The sequence below is a fragment of the Nonomuraea sp. NPDC050547 genome (assembly GCF_044457345.1).
Lineage (GTDB): Bacteria > Actinomycetota > Actinomycetes > Streptosporangiales > Streptosporangiaceae > Nonomuraea.
This window is the reverse complement of the sequence record NZ_JBITGW010000021.1, coordinates 80,564-99,258: the sequence shown is the minus strand read 5'-3', so window position 1 is coordinate 99,258 and position 18,695 is coordinate 80,564. Positions and strand designations below refer to the sequence as shown.

The following is an 18,695-nucleotide window of genomic DNA, read 5'->3' as shown; positions in this document are numbered from 1 at the left end:
GAAAACTGTTCACAGTGCCAGGTCGAGGAGCTACGCCGCGGGCGAATCACCAAACTTCCTGGTGACAATCGCATCGGCCCTGTTGACAACGTTGACTAGTGGCCGCCCGTCGACCGCCGCTTCAAGGTTGTCCATGACGGCCTTGAGCAGGCGTCCCGTCGCCTGTCCCGTGACGCCCGCGATGTGCGGCGACAGCAGGACGCGGTCGAGCCCGAGCAGCGGGTCGTCCGCGGGCAGCGGCTCGGTGGCGAAGACGTCGAGCGCCGCGCCGCCCAGGTGCCCGCCGAGCGCCTCGGCCAGCGCCGCCTGGTCGACGACCTCGCCGCGGGCCGCGTTGACCAGCAGCGCGCCCTGCTTCATCCGCCGCGCGTCGATGAGCCCGCGCGTCTGCTCCGACAGCGCGATGACCACCACGAGCACGTCGGACTCGGCCACGACCGTCTCCAGCGGCGTGTAGGCGGGGTCCTCGCGGGGGGTGCGCGTCCAGTAGGACACCTGGCAGCCGAACGCGCGGAACAACCGGCCGCACTCCGCGCCGATCGGGCCGTGGCCGACGATCCCGACCTTCGACCCGGACAGCTCGCTCGGCTGCAGCTCCTGCTGGGGCCAGCGGCCGGCGCGTACCGCGGCGTCGGCTTCGCGCAGTTTCCTGCGTACGGCCAGCGCCGCCGACACACACCACTCCGCGACCGCCACGGCGCTGACCCCGGCGGTGTTGGCCAGCGGCACCCCTGCGGCGGTCAGGGCCGTCAGGTCGTGCCCGTCCACGCCGACGGACGGCTGCTGCACGAAGGCTAGCCGGGACGCGGCCGCGACCGCCTCGGCGTCGAGCGCGAGCTCGGCCGACCAGTCACCGAGGACGATCTCGGCCTCGGGCAGGGCGTCGAGCATGGCGGCCCGGTCCCGCCTGGCGGGGACGCTCAGCCGTACCCGATCGCCGAGAGGGGTGAGCAGGCCCCGCAGCAGTTCCTCGGGCAGCGGCGGGAGCGCCAGCAGGTTCCAGGGCGTCATGCGCCCACTGTAAAGCTGTTGATCACCTTGCGCATGAGCTCCCGGTGCCGCGGCCACTGCGCCTCGGTGAAGGTCCAGGACAGGACGTAGGCGGTCTCGCCGACCGTCACCGCGCGCCTGACCTCGCGGTAGCGCTGCCCGGCCTGCGCCCAGGCGCTCTCGCCGGGGGCGCCCGCGGCCCGCCAGGTGAACTCCCACTCGACCGCGGTCGCCCCGCGGTGCCTGACGACCTTGCGACCGACCGTGGTGAACTCCTGGCCGCTCTCCTTGAACATCTCCTCGGAGTCGCGCAGGAGCTGGTGCGGGTCGGTCTCGGAGAAGACGGCCTCGACGGCGAGGTGTCCGCGCCGGTCGGGCCTGGTCCAGGTGGCCGAGCCGTCGCCGCGCGCGCCCCGCCAGCCGGTGGGGCGGGAGATCGACCAGCCGTCGGGCGAGGTCCAGACCCGCATCGGCGGCCTGGTCCTGGTCGGGGTGGGGGTCGGCGTCGGTGACAGCGTGGGGCTCGGGGTCGGCGTGGAGACGCTCGGCAGCGGGCTGCTGGCCGCGCGCTGCGCGAGGCGCGGGGTGGGTTCGGCGTCGGCCGACAGGATCGTGTACGCGCTCACGCCCCCGCCGATCACCAGCACGACCGCCGCCACGGCCGCGACGAGCAGCTTGCGGCTGCCCACCTTCTCCACCGACTCCACGGTACGGCCGGCCGCCAGCCCGGCCAGCAGCCGCTCCGCCTCCTCCGGCGCCAGCCGCTCGTGCGGTTCCTTGCGCAGCAGCCCGCGCAGCACGGGATGCATGGCGGGCGGGATGCGCCGGTAGTCGGGCTCCTCGTTGAGCAGCGCGGTGAGCGTGGCCATGGGCTCGCCGCGTTCGAACGGCGAGCGCCCGGTCAGCGCCGCGAACAGGGTGGCGCCCAGCGACCACAGGTCGGAGGCGGGCCCGGCCTCGGCGGCGCGTACCCGCTCGGGCGCGAGGAAGCTGGGCGAGCCGGTGACCATGCCGGTGCTGGTCAGCGACGAGTCGCCTTCGGCGGTGGCGATGCCGAAGTCGGTGAGCACGGCCCTGCCGTCGTCGTCGAGCAGGATGTTGCTCGGTTTGACGTCACGGTGCAGGATGCCCAGCTCGTGCGCGGCGCGCAGCGCGGAGAGCACCTGCCTGCCGACCTCGGCGGCCTGCGGGATGGGCAGCGCGCCGGTGGTGGCCACGATCTCCTCGATGGAGCGTGCCCTGAGCATCTCCATGATGATCCAGGGGCGGCCGTCCTCCTCGACGACGTCGTAGATCGCGACGACCGACGGGTGGTTGAGCCGGGCGGCCGTGCGCGCCTCGCGGGCGGTACGCAAAAGCTGCCGCTCACGGTCGGCGGGTGGGACCCCGTCGGGCAGCAGCACCTCCTTGATCGCGATCTGCCTGTTGAGGAGCGTGTCGCGACCTTCCCAGACCACGCCCATGCCGCCGCGCCCCAGCTCGCGCAGTAACTGGTACCGCCGAGCGACGAGCTGTTCCGAAACCATGTCCAACCTCCACAACAGTGGGCAAGTTTCCCATAAGTGGGAGTGCGGAAGAGTGTGATCACATGAGCCCGGCATGGTTGCGGCCTGCTACCGAAGGTTGTTCTACTGGGGTGGGCGCCCGGCGCCGGGTCGCGCCCGCCGTACCGGAACAGACTTGAGGAGATGTCCATGCGTGAAGGTCCGCTGGCCGGAGTGCGGGTGCTGGAGCTGGCGGGGCTCGCGCCAGGGCCGTTCGCGGGGATGATGCTCGCCGACCACGGCGCCGAGGTCTTGCGCGTCGACCGCGTCAAGGCGGTCACCGACAAGCCGCGCACGGACGTGATGGACCGCGGCAAACAGACCGTCGGCCTCGATCTGAAGTCGCCCGAGGGCGTGCGCGCGTTCAAGGAACTGGCGCGGAACGCGGACGTGGTCATCGAGGTGTTCCGCCCCGGTGTCGCGGAACGCCTCGGCATCGGCCCCGCCGACCTGCACGAGATCAACCCGAGGCTCGTCTACGGCCGCATGACCGGCTGGGGCCAGGACGGGCCGCTGGCCCCGACCGCCGGGCACGACATCGACTACATCGCGATCTCCGGCATCCTGTCGATGCTCGGCCGCGCGGGCGACAAGCCGACGCCGCCGATCAACATACTCGGCGACTTCGCCGGTGGCGGGCTGATGCTGGCGTACGGCGTGCTGCTGGCCCTTTTCGAGCGCGAACGCACCGGGAAGGGCCGGGTGATCGACGCCGCGATGGTGGACGGCGCCTCGATCCTGTTCGCGATGTTCCACCACGGCGTGCAGTCCGGCTTCTGGGGCCCGCGCGGCACCAACCTGCTCGACACCGGCGCCCCCATGTACGACACCTACGAGACCGCCGACGGGGGGTTCGTGGCGGTCGGCTCGCTGGAGCCGCAGTTCTGGGACGAGATGGTCCGCCTCATGGAGCTGAGCGACCTGCCCGACCGCGGCGACAGGGAGCAGTGGCCCGCGCTCAAGGCCCGGCTCGCGGACGCCTTCAGGTCGAGGACCAGAGCCGAATGGGAGGCCGTCTTCGACGGCTCCGACGCCTGCGTCTCCCCCGTGCTGACCATGGGCGAGGCCGTCGAACACCCGCACAACGCGGCCAGGGAGAGCTTCGTCCAGGTCGGCGAGTACCGGCAGCCGATGCCGGCGCCGCGCCTGCTCGGCGCCCCCGCGCCCGATCTGTCCCCCGCCACCCGGCTGGCCGACCTGTCGGCGTGGGGACTCGACGCCGCGGAAGCCGACAAACTCCGCGAAGCGGGGATACTGGCCTGATGGAGATCTTCGAGGCCCTCTACACGACGCGCGCGATGCGCCGGGTGAAGCCCGACCCCATCCCGACGGAGGTGCAGCGCTCGATCCTGGACGCCGCCATCCGCGCCCCCACCGGCGGCAACGCCCAGAACTGGCGCTTTTTGCTAGCCGACGACCCCGCTCTGAGGGCCGAGCTCGCGCCGCTCTACCAGGACGGCCTGCGCCGCCTGTTCGGGACTCACTACAAGGAGGCGATCGACCAGGCCGACGACCAGGCCGACCGCGTCTTCACCTCCGCCCGGTACCTGGCCGACCACTTCGACGGCTACCCGCTGCTGCTGTTCGCGTTCGTCCAGCACGACCCGAGCGGCGGCTCCATCTTCCCCGCCGTCTGGAACGCCCAGCTCGCCGCCCGCGCCCACGGCGTCGGCACCGCGCTGACCACCATCCTCGGCATATTCCACCCGAAGGAGACGATGCGCCTGCTCGGTGTTCCCGAAGACGAAGGCTGGTGGCTGGCCTGCACGGTGACCTTCGGCTACCCGACCGGCCGCTGGGGCGTGGCGCCCCGCCGTCCCGTCCACGAGGTCAGCTACCGCAACCGCTGGGGCGACCCGGTCGGCTTCACCGTGGACGAGCCGCTGTGGAGCCCACCGGCCCCGCGCGGAGAGGGGTGAAGCCCACCTGATTTCCCCGGCCTGACCGCCCAGTCGCAGGCGCGAGCGATGCGGCGGCTCCGTGACAGCACCTCTGAACCCCCGGAGCTGACCCATGCACGAACCACCGGCGCGCCTGCGCACAAGCATCGACCTGCTCGACGGCGACCTGTACGCCGACGACCCCCTGCCGCTCTACGCCTGGCTGCGCGAGCACTCCCCCGCCCACTACGACGCCGCCAACGACCTGTGGGGCATCTCCCGCCACGCCGACATCTGCGCCATCGAACGCGACGCCAAGCTCTGGACCAGCACCGGCGGCTACCGTCCCCAGCTGCCCTCCGATCCGTCCATGATCGGCATGGACGACCCCGAGCACGCCGAGCGCCGCCGCCTCGTCTACCGCCGGTTCACCCCGCGCCACGTGCACGAACGCTACGCCGACCGGATCCGGTCCGTGGTCACCGAACAGATCGACCAGGCCCTGGCGGAAGGCACCGTGGACGCCGTACCGGCCCTGGCCGCACCGCTTCCCGCCCGCATGATCGGCTGGCTGCTCGGCTTCCCCGACGCGGACTGGCCCAAGCTCAAACACTGGTCGGAGACCACGATCGCGGCCGGCGGCGGCCTGCGCTACGTCACCCACGAGGCCGCCGTCGCCGCCGGCGAGTTCGGCCTCGCCGTCCTGGACCTGGCCGCCGAGCGCCGCGCCTGCCCCCGCGACGACCTCCTGTCGGTATGGTCGGCCCGGCCCGACTACGACGACGAACACCTGGCCAACGAGGCCCTCCTTCTGCTCGACGGCGGCGCCGAGACCACCCGCACCGTGATCGCCACCGCCCTGGACGCCCTCGTCCGCCACCCCGCCCAATGGCGCCACCTGCGCGAGAACCCCTCCCAGATCGACACCGCCGTCGAGGAGTTCATCCGCTGGACCACGCCCATCCTCAACATGTGCCGCACCGCCACCCGCGACACCACCCTCCACGGCCAGACCATCAGAAAGGGCCAGCAGGTCCTTCTCATGTACGGCTCCGCCAACCGCGACCCGGCGGTCTTCGACGACCCCGACACCTTCGACATCACCCGCAAACCCGGCGGCCACATCGCCTTCGGCCTCGGCACCCACTTCTGCCTGGGGGCGGCGCTGGCACGGCTGGAGCTCAAGATCTTCTTCGAGGAGTGGGTGGGCCGCGTGGAGTCGGCGGCCTGGGCGGACGCCGACGGTCCCCGCCTGATGCGCAACTCCTTCGTCCGAGGCGTCACGTCCTTCCCCATCACCCTCCGCCCCCGCCGCCAGTAGCACCGCCCCCTCCGGTGGGCCACCACAGAGGGGGCCACCCCAGGGTGGTGCCCCACCCTGGGGGCCGCGTGGCACCGCCCACGCCCCCGTGCCCCGGGGCAACCCCGGGCGCGCGGGGGGTCAGGCGTGGGTTGTGAGGGGGTGGTAGGGCTTCAGGGTGATCGAGTCGTGGAGGCGGAGGCCGTTGGCGCTCAGCTTGGCCAGGCGGCGGGTCAAGGGACTGGGGAGGTGGTTGATCAGGCGAGCCCCTTGGGCCAGGGCCCAGACGTCCAGGCGCGTCGTGGGGACCAGGCGTTGGGCGGCCGCCACGGCGAAGGTGCGGCTCCGCCGTACATAGTCGGAAATTTCGTGTTCGTAGGCCGGGAAAGCGCGTGTGTGGTCCCCGCCGTGCGCGGCCAGTTCGCCGGCCAGCACGTACGCGCCCACGACCGCCAGGCTCGTGCTGCCGCCCACCGCCGGACCGGGGCAGTAGCCCGCGTCGCCGACCAGCGTGACCCGGCCGCGTGACCACGTGTCCAGGCGGAGCTGGGCCACCGAGTCGAAGTAGAAGGTCCCCGCGGCGTCGGCCTCGTCCAGGAGGCGGGGAATCTCCCAGCCCATGCCGGAGAAGGCCTCGCGGAGCAGTCGCTTCTGCCTGGGCACGTCGCGGTGGTGGAAGTCGAGCGGGGCGTCGGGACGGAACAGGAACAGGGCCCGCGCGTCGGGCATGCGGTCGGCGCCGTAGATCCCGGCGATCCTGCCGACCTCGGCGGCGACCTCCATCCGCCCGTCCAGCCCCAGGTAGTTGGGAACGGACGCGACCGCCAGGTACGCGCCGATCCAGTGCTCCTCGGCGTCCCCGAACGTCAGGCGGCGCACGTTCGAGTGCAGGCCGTCGGCCCCCACCACGAGGCCGAAGCGCCGGGGCGGCCCCTTCTCGAAGGTCACCTCGCCGTCGGCGGAGATGGAGGTGATGGAGTCGCCGAAGATGTACTCGGCGCCGTCGCGGGAGCGCTCGTAGAAGATCTCGCTGAGGTCGTCGCGCATGATCTCCACGTGCCGGTCGGAGACGGCCGTGACGAGGCGGCCGAGCTCCAGCCCGACCGGGCGCTTGCCTGCGCGGTGGTAGGTGAGGTGGCTGGTGCCGGTCTTGGCCTGTTCGAGCTGGTCGAGGACGCCCATGCGCTCGGCGATGTCCATGGCGGGGCGGAACAGGTCCACCGCGTGGCCGCCGCCCTTGCGCAGCGTGGGCGCGCGTTCCACGACGGTGACCGCGAACCCGTGGCGGGCCAGCCAGTAGGCGAGGACGGGACCGGCGACGCTGGCGCCGGAGATGAGGACGCGCATGCCTTTACCTAACGGTAGGTAAGTAGCTGACTTAACGGAAGGTAAGTCATACTGAGGCCCATGGCAAGACCCGGTGACACCAAGGGCCGCATCCAGACCGTCGCCCGTGAGTTGTTCCTGGCCAAGGGCATGCAGCAGACGAGCCTGCAGGACATCGCCGACCGGCTCGGCATCACCAAACCGGCGCTCTACTACCACTTCTCCTCCCGCGAGGAGCTGGTACGCAGCATCATCGAGCCGATGTTCCAGGACGGCGAGGCGTACGTGTCACGGCTGGAGGCACTGGAGGAGGTCCACGTCCCCGAGTTGCTCAGGGAGTACTTCGACTTCCACTACCGGCACCGGGACATGGTGATGTTCATGCTCAGGGAGATGATCTCGCTGAGCGGCCAGGGGCTGATCGACTGGGCGTTCACCTCGCGGGAGCGGCTGACCGTGCTCCTCGTGGGGGAGAATCCGACGCTGGAGCAGGCCACGCGTGCGACGGTCGCGCTGGGCGGGGTGGCCGACTGCGCCGTGCAGTTCGTGGACGCGCCCGCGGACCAACTGCGGGCCGCGGCCGTGCGCGCCGGATGCGACGCGCTCGGCCTGCCGTCAGATCGCTAGGTAGAGGTCGGCGCCGTCCGCGTGGTGGATCTCCAGGTCCGTGGTGAAGGCGCGCGCCGGGCTGCCGCCGGACTCGGTGTGCTTCCAGACGTGCTGCCAGGCCTCGATGAGCGCCTGCGGCATCGGTCCGCGCGCCGCCAGTGTCAGCGCCTGGCCGGCCGGCACGCGTACCGCGACCATCCCTTCCGGCAGCCTTGGAACGGTCCGTACCCCGACCCCGAGAATCTGCGTGTAGGCGCCGTGATGGTCGCTTTCGTAGTCCGTGAGGACCGCGTAGAGGTTCTCGTCCGTTCGCCCCGGAACATGGGCGAACGCACCCGGCGCCCCCGCCCGCTGCCATTGCGCGGGCAGCTTCGCGCGCGAGGGATCCATCTCGTCGGCGTTCGTCGTGCGGACGGCGTAGCCGACCACCAGCAGTTCGGCGCGTTCTGTGACGTCCACTGCTCCTCCATCCCCCATAAGTATCCAGGGCCGATCATATGGCGGGACTTGACCGGCTACCGCATAGGATGGACGAACGTGAAGTTTCTCAACGGACTCGAGCCGTCCTACGACCTGACCTACAGCGACGTGTTCATGGTCCCGTCGCGTTCCTCGGTCGGATCCCGGCTCGGCGTCGACCTCTCGACGAACGACGGCACGGGCACCACCATCCCCCTCGTCGTGGCGAACATGACCGCCGTGGCCGGCCGTCGCATGGCCGAGACGGTGGCACGGCGGGGCGGCATCACCGTCATCCCGCAGGACATCCCGATCGACGTGGTGACCGACGTCGTCGACTGGGTCAAGAAGCGCGACCTGGTCCACGACACCCCGCTCACCCTCACGCCCCACGACACCGTCGGCGAGGCGCTCAACCTGCTGCCCAAGCGCGCCCACGGCGCGGTCATCGTGGTCGACTGGGAGAACCGCCCGGTCGGCGTGGTGACCGACGCCGACTGCCAGGGCGTGGACATGTACACCCAGCTCTCGCAGGTGATGTCCACCGAGCTCCTGACGCTGCCCGCCGGGCTGGACCCGCGCGTGGCCTTCGACCGCCTGCACGACGGCCGCCACCGCCTGGCCCCCATCGTCGACGGCGAGGGCCGCCTGATCGGCATCCTCACCCGGACCGGCGCGCTGCGCGCCACCCTCTACGACCCCGCGCTCGACGCCGCGGGCAAGCTGCGGATCGCCGCCGCCGTCGGCGTCAACGGCGACGTGGCCGCCAAGGCGAAGGAACTGCTGGAGGCGGGCATCGACGTCCTGGTCGTGGACACGGCGCACGGCCACCAGGAGAAGATGATCTCGGCGCTGCGCGCGGTGCGGGCTCTGGACCCGTCCGTGCCGGTCGCGGCCGGAAACGTCGTGACAGCCGAGGGTGTACGCGACCTCGTGGACGCCGGAGCCGACATCCTCAAGGTCGGCGTCGGCCCGGGCGCCATGTGCACCACCCGGATGATGACCGGCGTCGGGCGGCCCCAGTTCTCCGCCGTCCTGGAGTGCTCCGCCGAGGCCCGCCGCCTGGGGCGGCACGTGTGGGCCGACGGCGGCGTACGGCACCCGCGTGACGTCGCGCTCGCGCTGGCCGCCGGGGCTTCCAACGTGATGATCGGATCCTGGTTCGCCGGCACGTACGAGTCGCCCGGTGACACCCGCACCGCGGCCGACGGCCGCAAGTACAAGGAGAACTTCGGCATGGCCTCGGCGCGGGCCGTACGCCTGCGTACCGCCGAGGACAGTCCTTTCGACCGGGCCCGCAAGGCGTTGTTCGAGGAGGGCATCTCCACCTCCCGCATGTACCTGGACCCGGTGCGCCCGAGCGTCGAGGACCAGATCGACGCCATCGTGGCCGGCCTCAGGTCCTCGTGCACCTACGCGGGCGCCACGACGCTCGAGGAGTTCTACGAGCGGGCCGTGGTCGGCATCCAGTCGTCCTCCGGCTACACAGAGGGCATGCCGCTCCACCAGAGCTGGTGATCACTCCTGGCCGACGTGGATGGTCGTGCCCGTGACGAGCCTCGCCATCTCCCCGGCCAGGAAGACCGCCACCGCCGCGGCGCCGGACAGATCGCCCGGCGGCCGTCCCGGCGCGATCGCGTTGACCCGGATCGGCGCCAGCTCCGCCGCCAGCGAGGCGGTGAGGCCGGCCACCGCGGCGGTCATCGCGGCCTGGATCGCGAAGCCCGGGGCCGCCCCGATGTTGATGATCGACGAGCCCGCCCGCATCAGCGGTAGCAGGCGCCGGATCATGGCCGTGAGCTGGGTGAAGTTCTCCTCGATGAGGGTACGCTCGCCCATGGCCGTGGTCTCGGCGAAACTCGTGTGGCAGGCACCGCCCGCGCTGTTGACCAGGATGTCCACCCGCCCATAGCGCTCTTCCACCGCGCGGGCGAACACATCGGCGGCCACCGGGTCGCGGACGTCGAGCGTCATCGCCAGCCCCTGCCCGCCCGCGATCTTGACCCGGTCGCAGACCGCCACCGACGCCCCGAAGGCCTCGAACGCCTCCGCCACCACCCGCCCGACCCCCTCGGCGCCTCCCGTGACCACGGCGACGCGCCCGGTGAGCAGGATCCCATCGGGAGAAAGGGCCATCCCGACAGCATAGAGTCGTCGGGTCCATTCGTTTCGTTCATCAGGAGTACTTTCGTGGCACTCGAGAAGCCGGAGATCGACTTCCCGGAGGGCAACCCGCCCACCGACCTGGAGATCGTCGACCTGGTCACGGGCGACGGCCCCGAGGCCAAGCCCGGACACACGGTCAACGTCCACTACGTCGGCGTCGCCTTCTCCACCGGCGAGGAGTTCGACGCGTCGTGGAACCGGGGCGAGGCGTTCGCGTTCCCGCTCGGCGGCGGGCGCGTCATCGCCGGCTGGGACCAGGGCGTCGCGGGCATGAAGGTCGGCGGCCGGCGCAAGCTGGTCATCCCGCCGCACCTCGGCTACGGCAACCGGGGCGCCGGCGCCCGCATCAAGCCGGGCGAGACTCTCATCTTCGTGGTGGACCTGCTCTCGGTCGGTTAGTCGGCTGTTCGGGCGTCGCCGCGTCCCTGACGGGCGCGGCGGCGCCTTTCGGCGCGCGCTAGCATGCCGGGCATGCGATCTGTGCGCGACTTCTTCGCCGGTGTCGGCTTTTTCGTTCAAGGGCTGGGCTGGGTGGCACGTAACGGGCGTTGGTGGCTCTTCGGCCTGATCCCCGCGCTGATCGCCTTCGCGGTCTACGTGGCGGCGCTGGTCTACCTGGGCAACAACGCCATCGAACTGGCCAACTGGATGACGCCGTTCGCCGACACCTGGGGCTGGCGGGACGCGTTCCGGGTGATGATCGCGATCGTCGTGTTCGTGGGCGGGCTGGCGCTGGCGGTGGTGACGTTCACCGCGATCACGCTGGTGATCGGGGAGCCGTTCTACGAGAAGCTGTCGGCGACGGTGGACGTGGTGCCAGGGTATGAGGAACTGCCCTGGTGGCGGACGCTGCCCCGGTCGATCAGGGACAGCCTGGTGACGTTGGGGTGGGTACTGTTGATCACCGTTCCGCTGTTCTTCCTCGGTTTCATCCCGGTGGTGGGCCAGACGGTGATCCCGGTGATAGGCGCCGCCGTTTCCGGATTTTTCCTGACAGTGGAGCTCACGACCCTTTCGATGGAAAGGCGGGGGTTGGCGCGCAAGCAGCGATTCGCCCTGCTCCGCGGAAACAAGCCGGCCGCGCTGGGGTTCGGGGTGGCGGTGTTCCTGCTGTTCCTGGTCCCCTTCGTCGCCGTGATCGCCATGCCGGCCGCGGTGGCGGGCGCCGCCCTCCTGGTCCGCAACCGCCTGTCCCCCGCTTAGCCGTCCTTTTCCGCGTACGGCCCGCGTAGCCGTCCTGCCGGAACAGCCCGCGTAGCCGTCCTGCCGGAACAGCCCGCGTAGCCGTCCTTCTGGCATGGCCCGCGTTATCCACAGCCGGGCCCGCCCCAACCCCGCTCCGTCCCCAGAACGCCTTTCGGCCCCCCGGCCGCACCCCCGTCCACGGCACCCTCATGCCCCATGACCCCGTGCCTCACCCTGCTCTCCCCGTCCGACATCCTCGCCGCGGTGCCGTACCTGGTCGGCTTCCACCCGTCGGAAAGCCTGATCGTGATCGGCATGGCCGCCGACCAGGCCCAGATCGCGGCCCGCTGGAGCCTGCCCCTGCCCGAGGACGCCCTCGCTCCCCTGACCCCGGTCCTGGAGCGGGAGAAGATCACCGAACTGATCCTCGTCGGCTACGGCGCCGGCCCGCTGGTGACCCCGGCGATCGACGAGGCCAGACGCCTGGCGGCGGCGGAGGGTGTGAAGATCGGCGAAGCCCTGCGAGCGGAGGACGGCCGCTACTGGTCCTACACCTGTGACCTCCCCCACTGCTGCCCGCCCACGGGCACCCCCTACGACCCCACGACCAGCCCCGTGGCCGCCGAGGCGACGGTCCACGGCATGGTGGCCCTCCCCGACCGCCAGACCCTGGAACGCACCATCGCCCCGTGCACCGGCCCGGTCCGCATGTCGATGCGCGCCGCCACGGCCACCGCCGTCGCCGACCTGCGCACCCGCCTGGCGAATTCTGAAGACACCGAGGCTTTCGCCCGCAAGTTCGTGGCCGAGGGCCTGGTGAGGGTCCGCGCCGCCATCGCCTCCCACGCCGCCGGCCGCCGCCTCGACGACACGGAAGCCGCCAAACTCGGCCTGGACCTCACGATCATCCGCATCCGGGACGAGGCCTGGACCCTCATGGACGACGCCCACGCCCCACTCTGGAAGGACCTGACCCGCAGGCTGGAGCCCCGCTTCGTCCCCGCGGCCGCTTCCCTGCTGGCCATGTCCAGCTGGCGCTCCGGTGACAGTGTTCTGGCCGTCATAGCCCTCGAACGCGCCCTGACCACAGACCCCGCCTACTCCATGGCCAACCTGCTGATGCACGCCCTGCAGCACCTCATGCCGCCCTCACTCCTGCGCGGCCGCCTGCCCACCCCCGCCGAACTGGACACCGCCATGGGCACCCCAAGAGCCGCCTGGCTCCTCCCCCTGACCACCCTCCTGGACGACCCCGCAGACGCCATAACCGTCTGACCCACCCCGCAGGCCCCACCACGACCCACCCCACAGTGCCGTCACGATCCGCCCCGCGAACGCCGCCACATCCCAGCTCACCACCCGAGCGCACTCCGCCACGCCCCAACCCACCACCCGGCGGATGCCGTAACGGCCTGCCCCACCACCCGAGCCCACCCCGCCACGCCCCAACCCACCACGCTGCGGATGCCGCAGCGGCCTGCCCCACCACCACGCGGATGCCGTTGGGACCTGATCCCACCACCCGGCGGCTGAGGCCACGACCACCTGACGCCCCGCCCCGGCCGCTGCTGCGACACGACCCACCAGGACCCCTTGGCGGCCTGACCCATCACCCCCGGGCACCCGACGGGCACCACACCACCACCGGGGCGGCCACTTCCAGGGCTGCTCGGAGACGGGCAGGAAGATTGCGAGCACACGAAAAGGGCACGCGCCAGAGCGGCGCGTACCCCGAGGGCAGGCGGGCTACAGCCCGCCCTCCTCCCTGCGCCGCTTCTCGTTGTAGGCGCGCATGCGCTGCGGATACCCCGTCAGCTGCACGTCGTACACGGGCAGCGCCAGGTCACGGGCGACCTTGTGGATGACGGCGGGCGAGCCCACCCGTCGCCGGGTCCACTCCCCGTCGTCGGCCACGGCGACGGCCGTGGTGTCGGTGGCAAAGGTCTCCGGTTCGACGTAGAACTCGACGCCGCGCCGCGACTTGGCAAAGGCGATGAGCGCTTCGATGTCGGCGTCCGTCGCCTCCCGGTCGAACTTTGCGACCTTCGGCCCGCGCAGACGCCGGAGCCCATAGCGGTCTCGCCATCTCATGGTTCCTTTTTATATCGGTTTCGCGTCCGCCGCGTCGGGGCTGTTCTAAGGGAGACTTCGGGGTTCCTCCCGATCCCACATCACCGGAAAAGGATGCAGCATAGGACCAGACCGCCTGAGCTAAGGAGAGGCATGGCCGCGATGACAGAGGCACCCACACCCCCGGGCGGCCCGGGACCCGTGCCCCAAGCCCAACTGCGGGTGACCAACCAGGACCGCGAGCACGTCGTGGAGCACGTCCAGGCCGCCTATGCCGAGGGCCGGTTCGACAAGCACGAGTTCGACGACCGCCTCGAACGCGCCATGACCGCGCGCACGCACGGCGACCTCATGCCCATCATGACGGAGCTGTACGGCTCGCGCCCCGCAGCCCACCTGCACCAGACAGCGGCCCCGGCACCGCCGAAGCACCACGGCCCCACGGAGAGCAACGAACGCCTGGGCGCATCCGCGGCCCACCTCGTGGCGCTGATCGGCTTTCCCATCATCGGCCCGCTGATCCTCCTGCTGACCGGCGGCAAAACCTCGCCGTACATCCGCCGCCACGCCTTGGAGTCGCTCAACTTCCACCTCACGGTGACCGGTGCGACGTTCCTGCTCCCGTTCACCATCGTGGGCGTCATCTTGCTGCCGGTCATCTGGATCGCCGCGGTCATCCTGTCGATCGCCGGAGGCGTGGCCGCTCTGTCGGAGAACGAGTTCCGCTACCCCCTGACGGTCCGCCTGATCAAATAGCCGCGACCGCGACCCGACCACCAGTCGCCAGCCACCAGCCACCAGCCAGGCGACCAGAGAGGGGCCTCCGGCCTCCCACCAAACGCCGGCCACGCTAGACCCTTCGGCCCACCCGGCTCCCGCCGAAAAGCGGGAGACCCGGGCCCACCCAGCACCGCCCACACGGATTTCCAGGCACACATGCGCGGCCGGGCCCGGAGGACCTCAGCTCCACGCGGAACCCAAGTCCGGACGCAGCCCAGCCTCACGCGGGCACCCGGCTCCACGCGGAACCCAAGTCCGGACGCAGCCCAGCCTCACGCGGGCACCCGGCTCCACACGCGAGACCGATCCCGCACGAGATGCCAGCTCAGCACGGGACAACCGGCTCCCGCGAGACACCGGCGAGACCTGCCCCGCACGGCCTCCGGGCTACGCGCGCAGGGCACCAGCCCAGCCACGCACCAACCACGCCTCAACCCCGGCCCGCACCGGTCACCGGACACCAGACACCGGTCTGCCGCGCCGCGAGAGCCGCCGACGCCCGCCCTTCCCGGCCACCACACCGCCGCATGAGAGCACCCATGCCAAAGCCGCCTGCCACGCAAGCGCAGGTGAGGGGTTACCTGGCCAGGACCTCGTACTTGACGGTCATGACGCCCGAGCCGGTGTTGCCGATGGCGTCGAAGGCGGCTTCCGAAAGGTCCAGGCACCGTCCGCCCACATAGGGCCCACGGTCGTTGATGCGGACGGTCACCGAGTCGCCGTTGTTCGGGTTCGTGACCCGGACCCGGCTGCCCAGCGGCAACGTCTTGTGCGCAGCCGTCATCGCGGACGGGTTGAAGCGCTCCCCGCTGGCGGTCATCTGGGGCTCGCCGTAGAAGGAGGCCCCGCAGGTACCGGTGGAGACGACCCGGGTACGCGGCTTGGAGACCCGCTCCGCCTTGGCCACCTTGGGCGCGGCAGGCGCTTTGCTGGGGCTTGACGACGGCTTGGGAGACGCCTCGGGGTCACCGGGCGAGGGTGAATGCACTGGTTTGCCCTGAGATTGGGCCGGACCGCCGAGCCGTGGCTTCGGGGTGGCGGTCTGTGAGGCGGCGGAGGGACGCCCGGCCGGGGTCTGGGCCGGAGGGATGGCCGCGGTGTTCATGGCGGTGGCGCGCTGGGTGTCGTCACCGTTGGTAACCGCGGCCCAGGCGGTGGTCGAGGCGGCCGCGACGACGGCGACTCCGGCGGCCAAGGCGGTCCAGCGGCGCTTGCCGCTTGCGGATGACCGGGCAAGGGGGTTCGGACGAGACGGCTTGGTCGAATGCTGACCCAAGGGGAACCACAGTCCTAGATAGGGGACAGGACGGGGAAAGGCCAGGCGAGAAGGGGTATGGTGCGCGCTTCGGCCGTTCCCGGCAGGATGGGGCGAGTCAACGCCCCGGCAACGGAGTGAACATACGCGACAAAGCCCGAGTAAAGGCAACTTAATGAGTCAAGTAGTGACATATATCACTTTGATCACAAGTTTCACTGGAGTTTCGAGGGTACGCGCCTGATCTTGTGGTGTCCTGGATTCCCGGTGAGCACTCTGCGTGATCAGTTCGGCCGAGCCGTACCCTGGCACGATGATGAACACGCTCGCCGTCGAGAACTACCGGTCACTGCGCAGGCTGTTCGTCTCGCTGGGGCGGCTCAACGTCGTGACCGGCGCCAACGGCAGCGGCAAGTCCAGCCTCTACCGCGCGCTGCGCCTGCTCGCCGACTCCGCGCGCAACGGCGCCGTCGCCGCGCTGGCCAGGGAGGGCGGCCTGGCGTCCACACTGTGGGCCGGACCGGAGAACATCGGCCGGAGCGTACGCGAGGGCGCCCACCCGGTGCAGGGCACGACCCGTTCCGGCCCGGTCAGCCTCAAGCTGGGCTTCGCCGGAGACGACTTCGGCTACGCCATGGACCTGGGCCTGCCCATCCCCACCGGCGGGTACGGCGGCGCCGCCTCCGCCTTCTCCCTCGACCCGGAGATCAAGGCCGAGGCGACCTGGGCGGGGCCCATCCTCCGGCCCGCGACGTTGCTGGCCCAGCGGGGCGGCCCCGCCGTACAGATTCGTGATCGCGGCGGCAGGTGGGAGTTCGTGCCGCACGACCTGCAGCCCTTCGACAGCATGCTCAGCGAGATGGCGGATCCGGTGCGCGCGCCCGATCTGCTGGTGCTGCGCGAACGGATCAGGTCATGGCGCTTCTACGACCATCTACGGACGGACGCGTACGCACCAGCACGACAAGCACAGATCGGCACCCGCACCCCGGTTCTGGGTCACGACGGCGGCGACGTGGCGGCGGCGCTGCAGACGATCCGCGAGATCGGCGACGCGGACGCGCTCGACGCGGCCGTCGACCACGCCTTCCCGGGCAGCCGGGTGGAGATCGCGCTTGAGGGTACGCGCATGGAGCTCACGCTGAGGCAGCACGGACTGCTACGCGCGCTGGGCAGCGCGGAACTGTCCGACGGCACGCTGCGGTATCTGCTGTGGGTGGCCGCGCTCCTCACGCCCCGCCCGCCGGAGATGCTGGTCCTGAACGAGCCGGAGACCAGCCTCCACCCCGACCTCCTCGAACCTCTGGGCGAACTGATCGCCGCGGCCGCCGAGGAGACGCAGGTGATCGTCGTGACGCACGCCAAGCCCCTGGTCGCCGCGCTGGAACGGCGCAAGGCCACGACGATCGAACTGGTGAAGGACCTGGGCGAGACCGGGGTGGCCGGGCAGGGACCGCTCGACGGGCCCAGCTGGAAATGGCCCAAACGCTGACGTCAGACCATGAGGGACCGGACCGTGTCGACGGTGTCGGCCTCGTCGGCCCGTTTGTCCGGGCGATAGCGCAGTACCCGGGCGAATCGCAGCGCCATGCCGCCGGGATAGCGCGGCGATCGCTGGACCCCGTCGAAGGCGATCTCGACGACGAGTTCGGGGCGCAACGTGACCGTCCAGCCGTCGGTGGGGCCGTCGGCGATCTCCAGGAACCGTTCGGTCTGCCAGGCGAGCAGTTCGTCGGTCAGGCCCTTGAACGTCTTGCCCAGCATCACGAAGCCGCCCTCGGGGTCGCGGGCGCCGAGGTGAAGGTTGGACAGCTTGCCCTCCCGGCGGCCGTGACCCCATTCCGCCGCCAGGACCACGAGGTCGAGCGTGTGGCGCGGCTTCACCTTGATCCATCCGGCGCCGCGCCGACCGGCGGCGTACGGTGAGGTGAGGGTCTTGACCACGAGCCCCTCGTGCCCGGCGCGCACGACCTCGGCGAAGAACGCCTCCGCCTTGGCCACATCACCGGTGACCAGGCGCGGGGTGAGCAGACCTGGCGGCACGGTCCTGGCCAGGGCCTCCTGCCGTTCGGCGTAGGGCAGATCGAGAAGATCCTCGCCACCGGCTCGCAGCGCGTCGAAGAAGAACACGCTCAACGGCGTCTCCTCGCGCAGCCGCGCGACGTCCAGCTTGCTGGCCACCCGGCTCGCCGTGACCTGGAAGGGGTGCGGCCGTCCGTCCGGCTGAAGCGCGATCAGCTCACCGTCGAGCACCAGATCGGTCTCGGGCAGGGCGAGCATGGCCTCGGCCAGCTCGGGAACCTGGTTGGTGATGTCGTCAAGCGTGCGGGTGAAGACCCGGACATCCTCCCCAGACCGGTGCGCCTGCACCCGAATCCCATCCAGCTTCCACTCCAACGCCACCACACCCGAGGCGCCGTCTTCAGAGTCTTTGGCAGCGGTCTGCGGCCTGGCCTGAGCAGCCTTCTCCAGCGCGGCGGCCACATTGGCCGCGCTCCCCGCCAGCATAGGAGCAACCGGACGGCCAACCTCCAGCCGGAACGCCCGCAAAGCGTCGATCCCACCAGAAAGCGCCCCCGCCCCCACCGCGGGCAGCCACCCCCGCAACGTCAGCGCCCGCCGCACGTCCGCCGACGGCGCCCCGGACGCCTTGGCCAGAGCCTCGATCATCACCCCGTCAAGCGCCCCCTGCCGCAGCTCCCCGCTGAGCAACCGGGTCAAGAACGCCTGCTCTTGACTGGTCAGCCCCGCGAACAGCTCCGTCACGAGCCCCTTCCGGGCCGCCTGCGACCCCTGCCCGGAAACAGCCTTGATCCGGCTCAGCAACTCATCCACCTGGGCCAGCGTGGCAGTGGCGGCCAGCCGGGGCGGCGGAATGTCCTGAAGCGTCCGCCACCCCACCCCGACCTGCCGCTGCGGCAGCTCGCCGGACAGGTAGGCGATGGCGATCTCGGCCTCATCGGGGCCAACCCTGCCGAGCAGCTCGGCGAGGTGTCCCACCTTCCCCAGCCGAGCCGACGTCCGCGTCACCGCCTCCGACACCCGGACCACGTCGATCAATAGCACACCCGCTATGTTGCCGCACCCCGCCGACAAAACCCACCAGCGCCGACGCACCATCCTGACGTCGC

18 protein-coding genes are annotated in these 18,695 nt (G+C 70.9%); 10 read left to right on the top strand and 8 right to left on the bottom strand.

What is annotated here, in order from left to right; genetic code table 11:
• Window positions 1–30 precede the first annotated feature (30 nt).
• A complete protein-coding gene (locus ACIBHY_RS42620) occupies window positions 31–1,011 on the bottom strand; it encodes an NAD(P)-dependent oxidoreductase (protein ID WP_397241797.1) in 981 nt (326 codons plus the stop codon).
• On the bottom strand, window positions 1,008–2,516 hold the full coding sequence (locus tag ACIBHY_RS42615; protein ID WP_397241795.1) for a serine/threonine-protein kinase: 1,509 nt from the start codon (window positions 2,514–2,516) through the stop codon (window positions 1,008–1,010). The genes ACIBHY_RS42620 and ACIBHY_RS42615 overlap by 4 nt, the downstream gene beginning before the upstream one ends.
• A gap of 168 nt (window positions 2,517–2,684) precedes the next feature.
• On the opposite strand from ACIBHY_RS42615, the gene ACIBHY_RS42610 reads away from it, so the two are divergent.
• From ACIBHY_RS42610 to ACIBHY_RS42600, 3 genes are all read left to right on the top strand, one after another.
• Window positions 2,685–3,797, top strand: a complete 1,113-nt coding sequence (locus ACIBHY_RS42610; RefSeq protein ID WP_397241793.1) for a CaiB/BaiF CoA transferase family protein — start codon at window positions 2,685–2,687, stop codon at window positions 3,795–3,797.
• On the top strand, window positions 3,797–4,453 hold the full coding sequence (locus ACIBHY_RS42605; RefSeq protein WP_397241791.1) for a nitroreductase family protein: 657 nt from the start codon (window positions 3,797–3,799) through the stop codon (window positions 4,451–4,453). The genes ACIBHY_RS42610 and ACIBHY_RS42605 overlap by 1 nt, the downstream gene beginning before the upstream one ends.
• A gap of 94 nt (window positions 4,454–4,547) precedes the next feature.
• The gene (locus ACIBHY_RS42600; protein ID WP_397309698.1) at window positions 4,548–5,735 is read left to right on the top strand and encodes a cytochrome P450; all 1,188 of its coding nucleotides are present in this window, start codon (window positions 4,548–4,550) and stop codon (window positions 5,733–5,735) included.
• 120 nt (window positions 5,736–5,855) lie between these two features.
• Here the strand turns inward: ACIBHY_RS42600 and ACIBHY_RS42595 are convergent, their stop codons facing one another.
• The gene (locus ACIBHY_RS42595; protein WP_397309697.1) at window positions 5,856–7,061 is read right to left on the bottom strand and encodes an FAD-dependent monooxygenase; all 1,206 of its coding nucleotides are present in this window, start codon (window positions 7,059–7,061) and stop codon (window positions 5,856–5,858) included.
• A gap of 60 nt (window positions 7,062–7,121) precedes the next feature.
• On the opposite strand from ACIBHY_RS42595, the gene ACIBHY_RS42590 reads away from it, so the two are divergent.
• Window positions 7,122–7,667, top strand: coding sequence for a TetR/AcrR family transcriptional regulator (locus tag ACIBHY_RS42590; RefSeq protein ID WP_397309696.1), 546 nt, complete (start codon window positions 7,122–7,124; stop codon window positions 7,665–7,667).
• Here ACIBHY_RS42590 and ACIBHY_RS42585 read toward each other — a convergent pair.
• A complete protein-coding gene (locus ACIBHY_RS42585) occupies window positions 7,656–8,108 on the bottom strand; it encodes a GyrI-like domain-containing protein (RefSeq protein ID WP_379609391.1) in 453 nt (150 codons plus the stop codon). The two genes, ACIBHY_RS42590 and ACIBHY_RS42585, sit on opposite strands and share 12 nt — an antisense overlap.
• A gap of 78 nt (window positions 8,109–8,186) precedes the next feature.
• On the opposite strand from ACIBHY_RS42585, the gene ACIBHY_RS42580 reads away from it, so the two are divergent.
• Window positions 8,187–9,626, top strand: a complete 1,440-nt coding sequence (locus ACIBHY_RS42580; protein ID WP_397241783.1) for a GuaB1 family IMP dehydrogenase-related protein — start codon at window positions 8,187–8,189, stop codon at window positions 9,624–9,626.
• On the opposite strand, the gene ACIBHY_RS42575 is transcribed toward ACIBHY_RS42580, so the two are convergent.
• Window positions 9,627–10,244, bottom strand: a complete 618-nt coding sequence (locus ACIBHY_RS42575) for an SDR family NAD(P)-dependent oxidoreductase (protein WP_397241781.1) — start codon at window positions 10,242–10,244, stop codon at window positions 9,627–9,629.
• 54 nt (window positions 10,245–10,298) lie between these two features.
• On the opposite strand from ACIBHY_RS42575, the gene ACIBHY_RS42570 reads away from it, so the two are divergent.
• The 3 genes from ACIBHY_RS42570 to ACIBHY_RS42560 all read left to right on the top strand — a co-directional run bounded on the left by ACIBHY_RS42570 (window position 10,299) and on the right by ACIBHY_RS42560 (window position 12,734).
• On the top strand, window positions 10,299–10,673 hold the full coding sequence (locus ACIBHY_RS42570) for an FKBP-type peptidyl-prolyl cis-trans isomerase (protein WP_184973397.1): 375 nt from the start codon (window positions 10,299–10,301) through the stop codon (window positions 10,671–10,673).
• A gap of 72 nt (window positions 10,674–10,745) precedes the next feature.
• On the top strand, window positions 10,746–11,477 hold the full coding sequence (locus ACIBHY_RS42565) for an EI24 domain-containing protein (RefSeq protein WP_397241779.1): 732 nt from the start codon (window positions 10,746–10,748) through the stop codon (window positions 11,475–11,477).
• A 198-nt stretch (window positions 11,478–11,675) separates the two neighbouring features.
• Window positions 11,676–12,734: a DUF4192 domain-containing protein gene (locus tag ACIBHY_RS42560; protein ID WP_397309695.1), complete on the top strand. Its 1,059-nt coding sequence runs from the start codon at window positions 11,676–11,678 to the stop codon at window positions 12,732–12,734.
• Between the two features lie 471 nt (window positions 12,735–13,205).
• Here ACIBHY_RS42560 and ACIBHY_RS42555 read toward each other — a convergent pair whose 3' ends face one another.
• Window positions 13,206–13,550, bottom strand: coding sequence for a hypothetical protein (locus ACIBHY_RS42555; RefSeq protein WP_184973393.1), 345 nt, complete (start codon window positions 13,548–13,550; stop codon window positions 13,206–13,208).
• Window positions 13,551–13,682: 132 nt separating this feature from the next.
• Here ACIBHY_RS42555 and ACIBHY_RS42550 point away from each other — a divergent pair, with 132 nt between their 5' ends.
• On the top strand, window positions 13,683–14,285 hold the full coding sequence (locus ACIBHY_RS42550) for a DUF1707 and DUF4870 domain-containing protein (RefSeq protein WP_397241775.1): 603 nt from the start codon (window positions 13,683–13,685) through the stop codon (window positions 14,283–14,285).
• 601 nt (window positions 14,286–14,886) lie between these two features.
• Here the strand turns inward: ACIBHY_RS42550 and ACIBHY_RS42545 are convergent.
• Window positions 14,887–15,504, bottom strand: coding sequence for a septal ring lytic transglycosylase RlpA family protein (locus tag ACIBHY_RS42545; RefSeq protein ID WP_397309694.1), 618 nt, complete (start codon window positions 15,502–15,504; stop codon window positions 14,887–14,889).
• A 373-nt stretch (window positions 15,505–15,877) separates the two neighbouring features.
• Between ACIBHY_RS42545 and ACIBHY_RS42540 the strand changes: the two genes are divergently transcribed.
• Entirely contained in the window at window positions 15,878–17,056 is a 1,179-nt protein-coding gene (locus ACIBHY_RS42540; RefSeq protein ID WP_397241771.1) for an AAA family ATPase, read from the top strand.
• 2 nt (window positions 17,057–17,058) lie between these two features.
• On the opposite strand, the gene ACIBHY_RS42535 is transcribed toward ACIBHY_RS42540, so the two are convergent.
• Window positions 17,059–18,630 carry an ATP-dependent DNA ligase gene (locus ACIBHY_RS42535; protein WP_397309693.1) on the bottom strand — a complete coding sequence of 524 codons (1,572 nt, stop codon included), beginning with the start codon at window positions 18,628–18,630 and terminating at the stop codon, window positions 17,059–17,061.
• Between the last annotated feature and the right edge of the window lie 65 nt (window positions 18,631–18,695).

Coding starts and splice junctions, on each gene's coding strand:
- ACIBHY_RS42605 (WP_397241791.1), top strand. CDS start 3,797: ATGGAGATCTTCGAGGCCCTCTACACGACGCGCGCGATGCGCCGGGTG.
- ACIBHY_RS42550 (WP_397241775.1), top strand. CDS start 13,683: ATGGCCGCGATGACAGAGGCACCCACACCCCCGGGCGGCCCGGGACCC.
- ACIBHY_RS42590 (WP_397309696.1), top strand. CDS start 7,122: ATGGCAAGACCCGGTGACACCAAGGGCCGCATCCAGACCGTCGCCCGT.
- ACIBHY_RS42575 (WP_397241781.1), bottom strand. CDS start 10,244: ATGGCCCTTTCTCCCGATGGGATCCTGCTCACCGGGCGCGTCGCCGTG.
- ACIBHY_RS42610 (WP_397241793.1), top strand. CDS start 2,685: ATGCGTGAAGGTCCGCTGGCCGGAGTGCGGGTGCTGGAGCTGGCGGGG.
- ACIBHY_RS42555 (WP_184973393.1), bottom strand. CDS start 13,550: ATGAGATGGCGAGACCGCTATGGGCTCCGGCGTCTGCGCGGGCCGAAG.
- ACIBHY_RS42540 (WP_397241771.1), top strand. CDS start 15,878: ATGATGAACACGCTCGCCGTCGAGAACTACCGGTCACTGCGCAGGCTG.
- ACIBHY_RS42560 (WP_397309695.1), top strand. CDS start 11,676: ATGACCCCGTGCCTCACCCTGCTCTCCCCGTCCGACATCCTCGCCGCG.
- ACIBHY_RS42565 (WP_397241779.1), top strand. CDS start 10,746: ATGCGATCTGTGCGCGACTTCTTCGCCGGTGTCGGCTTTTTCGTTCAA.
- ACIBHY_RS42620 (WP_397241797.1), bottom strand. CDS start 1,011: ATGACGCCCTGGAACCTGCTGGCGCTCCCGCCGCTGCCCGAGGAACTG.
- ACIBHY_RS42600 (WP_397309698.1), top strand. CDS start 4,548: ATGCACGAACCACCGGCGCGCCTGCGCACAAGCATCGACCTGCTCGAC.
- ACIBHY_RS42595 (WP_397309697.1), bottom strand. CDS start 7,061: ATGCGCGTCCTCATCTCCGGCGCCAGCGTCGCCGGTCCCGTCCTCGCC.
- ACIBHY_RS42615 (WP_397241795.1), bottom strand. CDS start 2,516: ATGGTTTCGGAACAGCTCGTCGCTCGGCGGTACCAGTTACTGCGCGAG.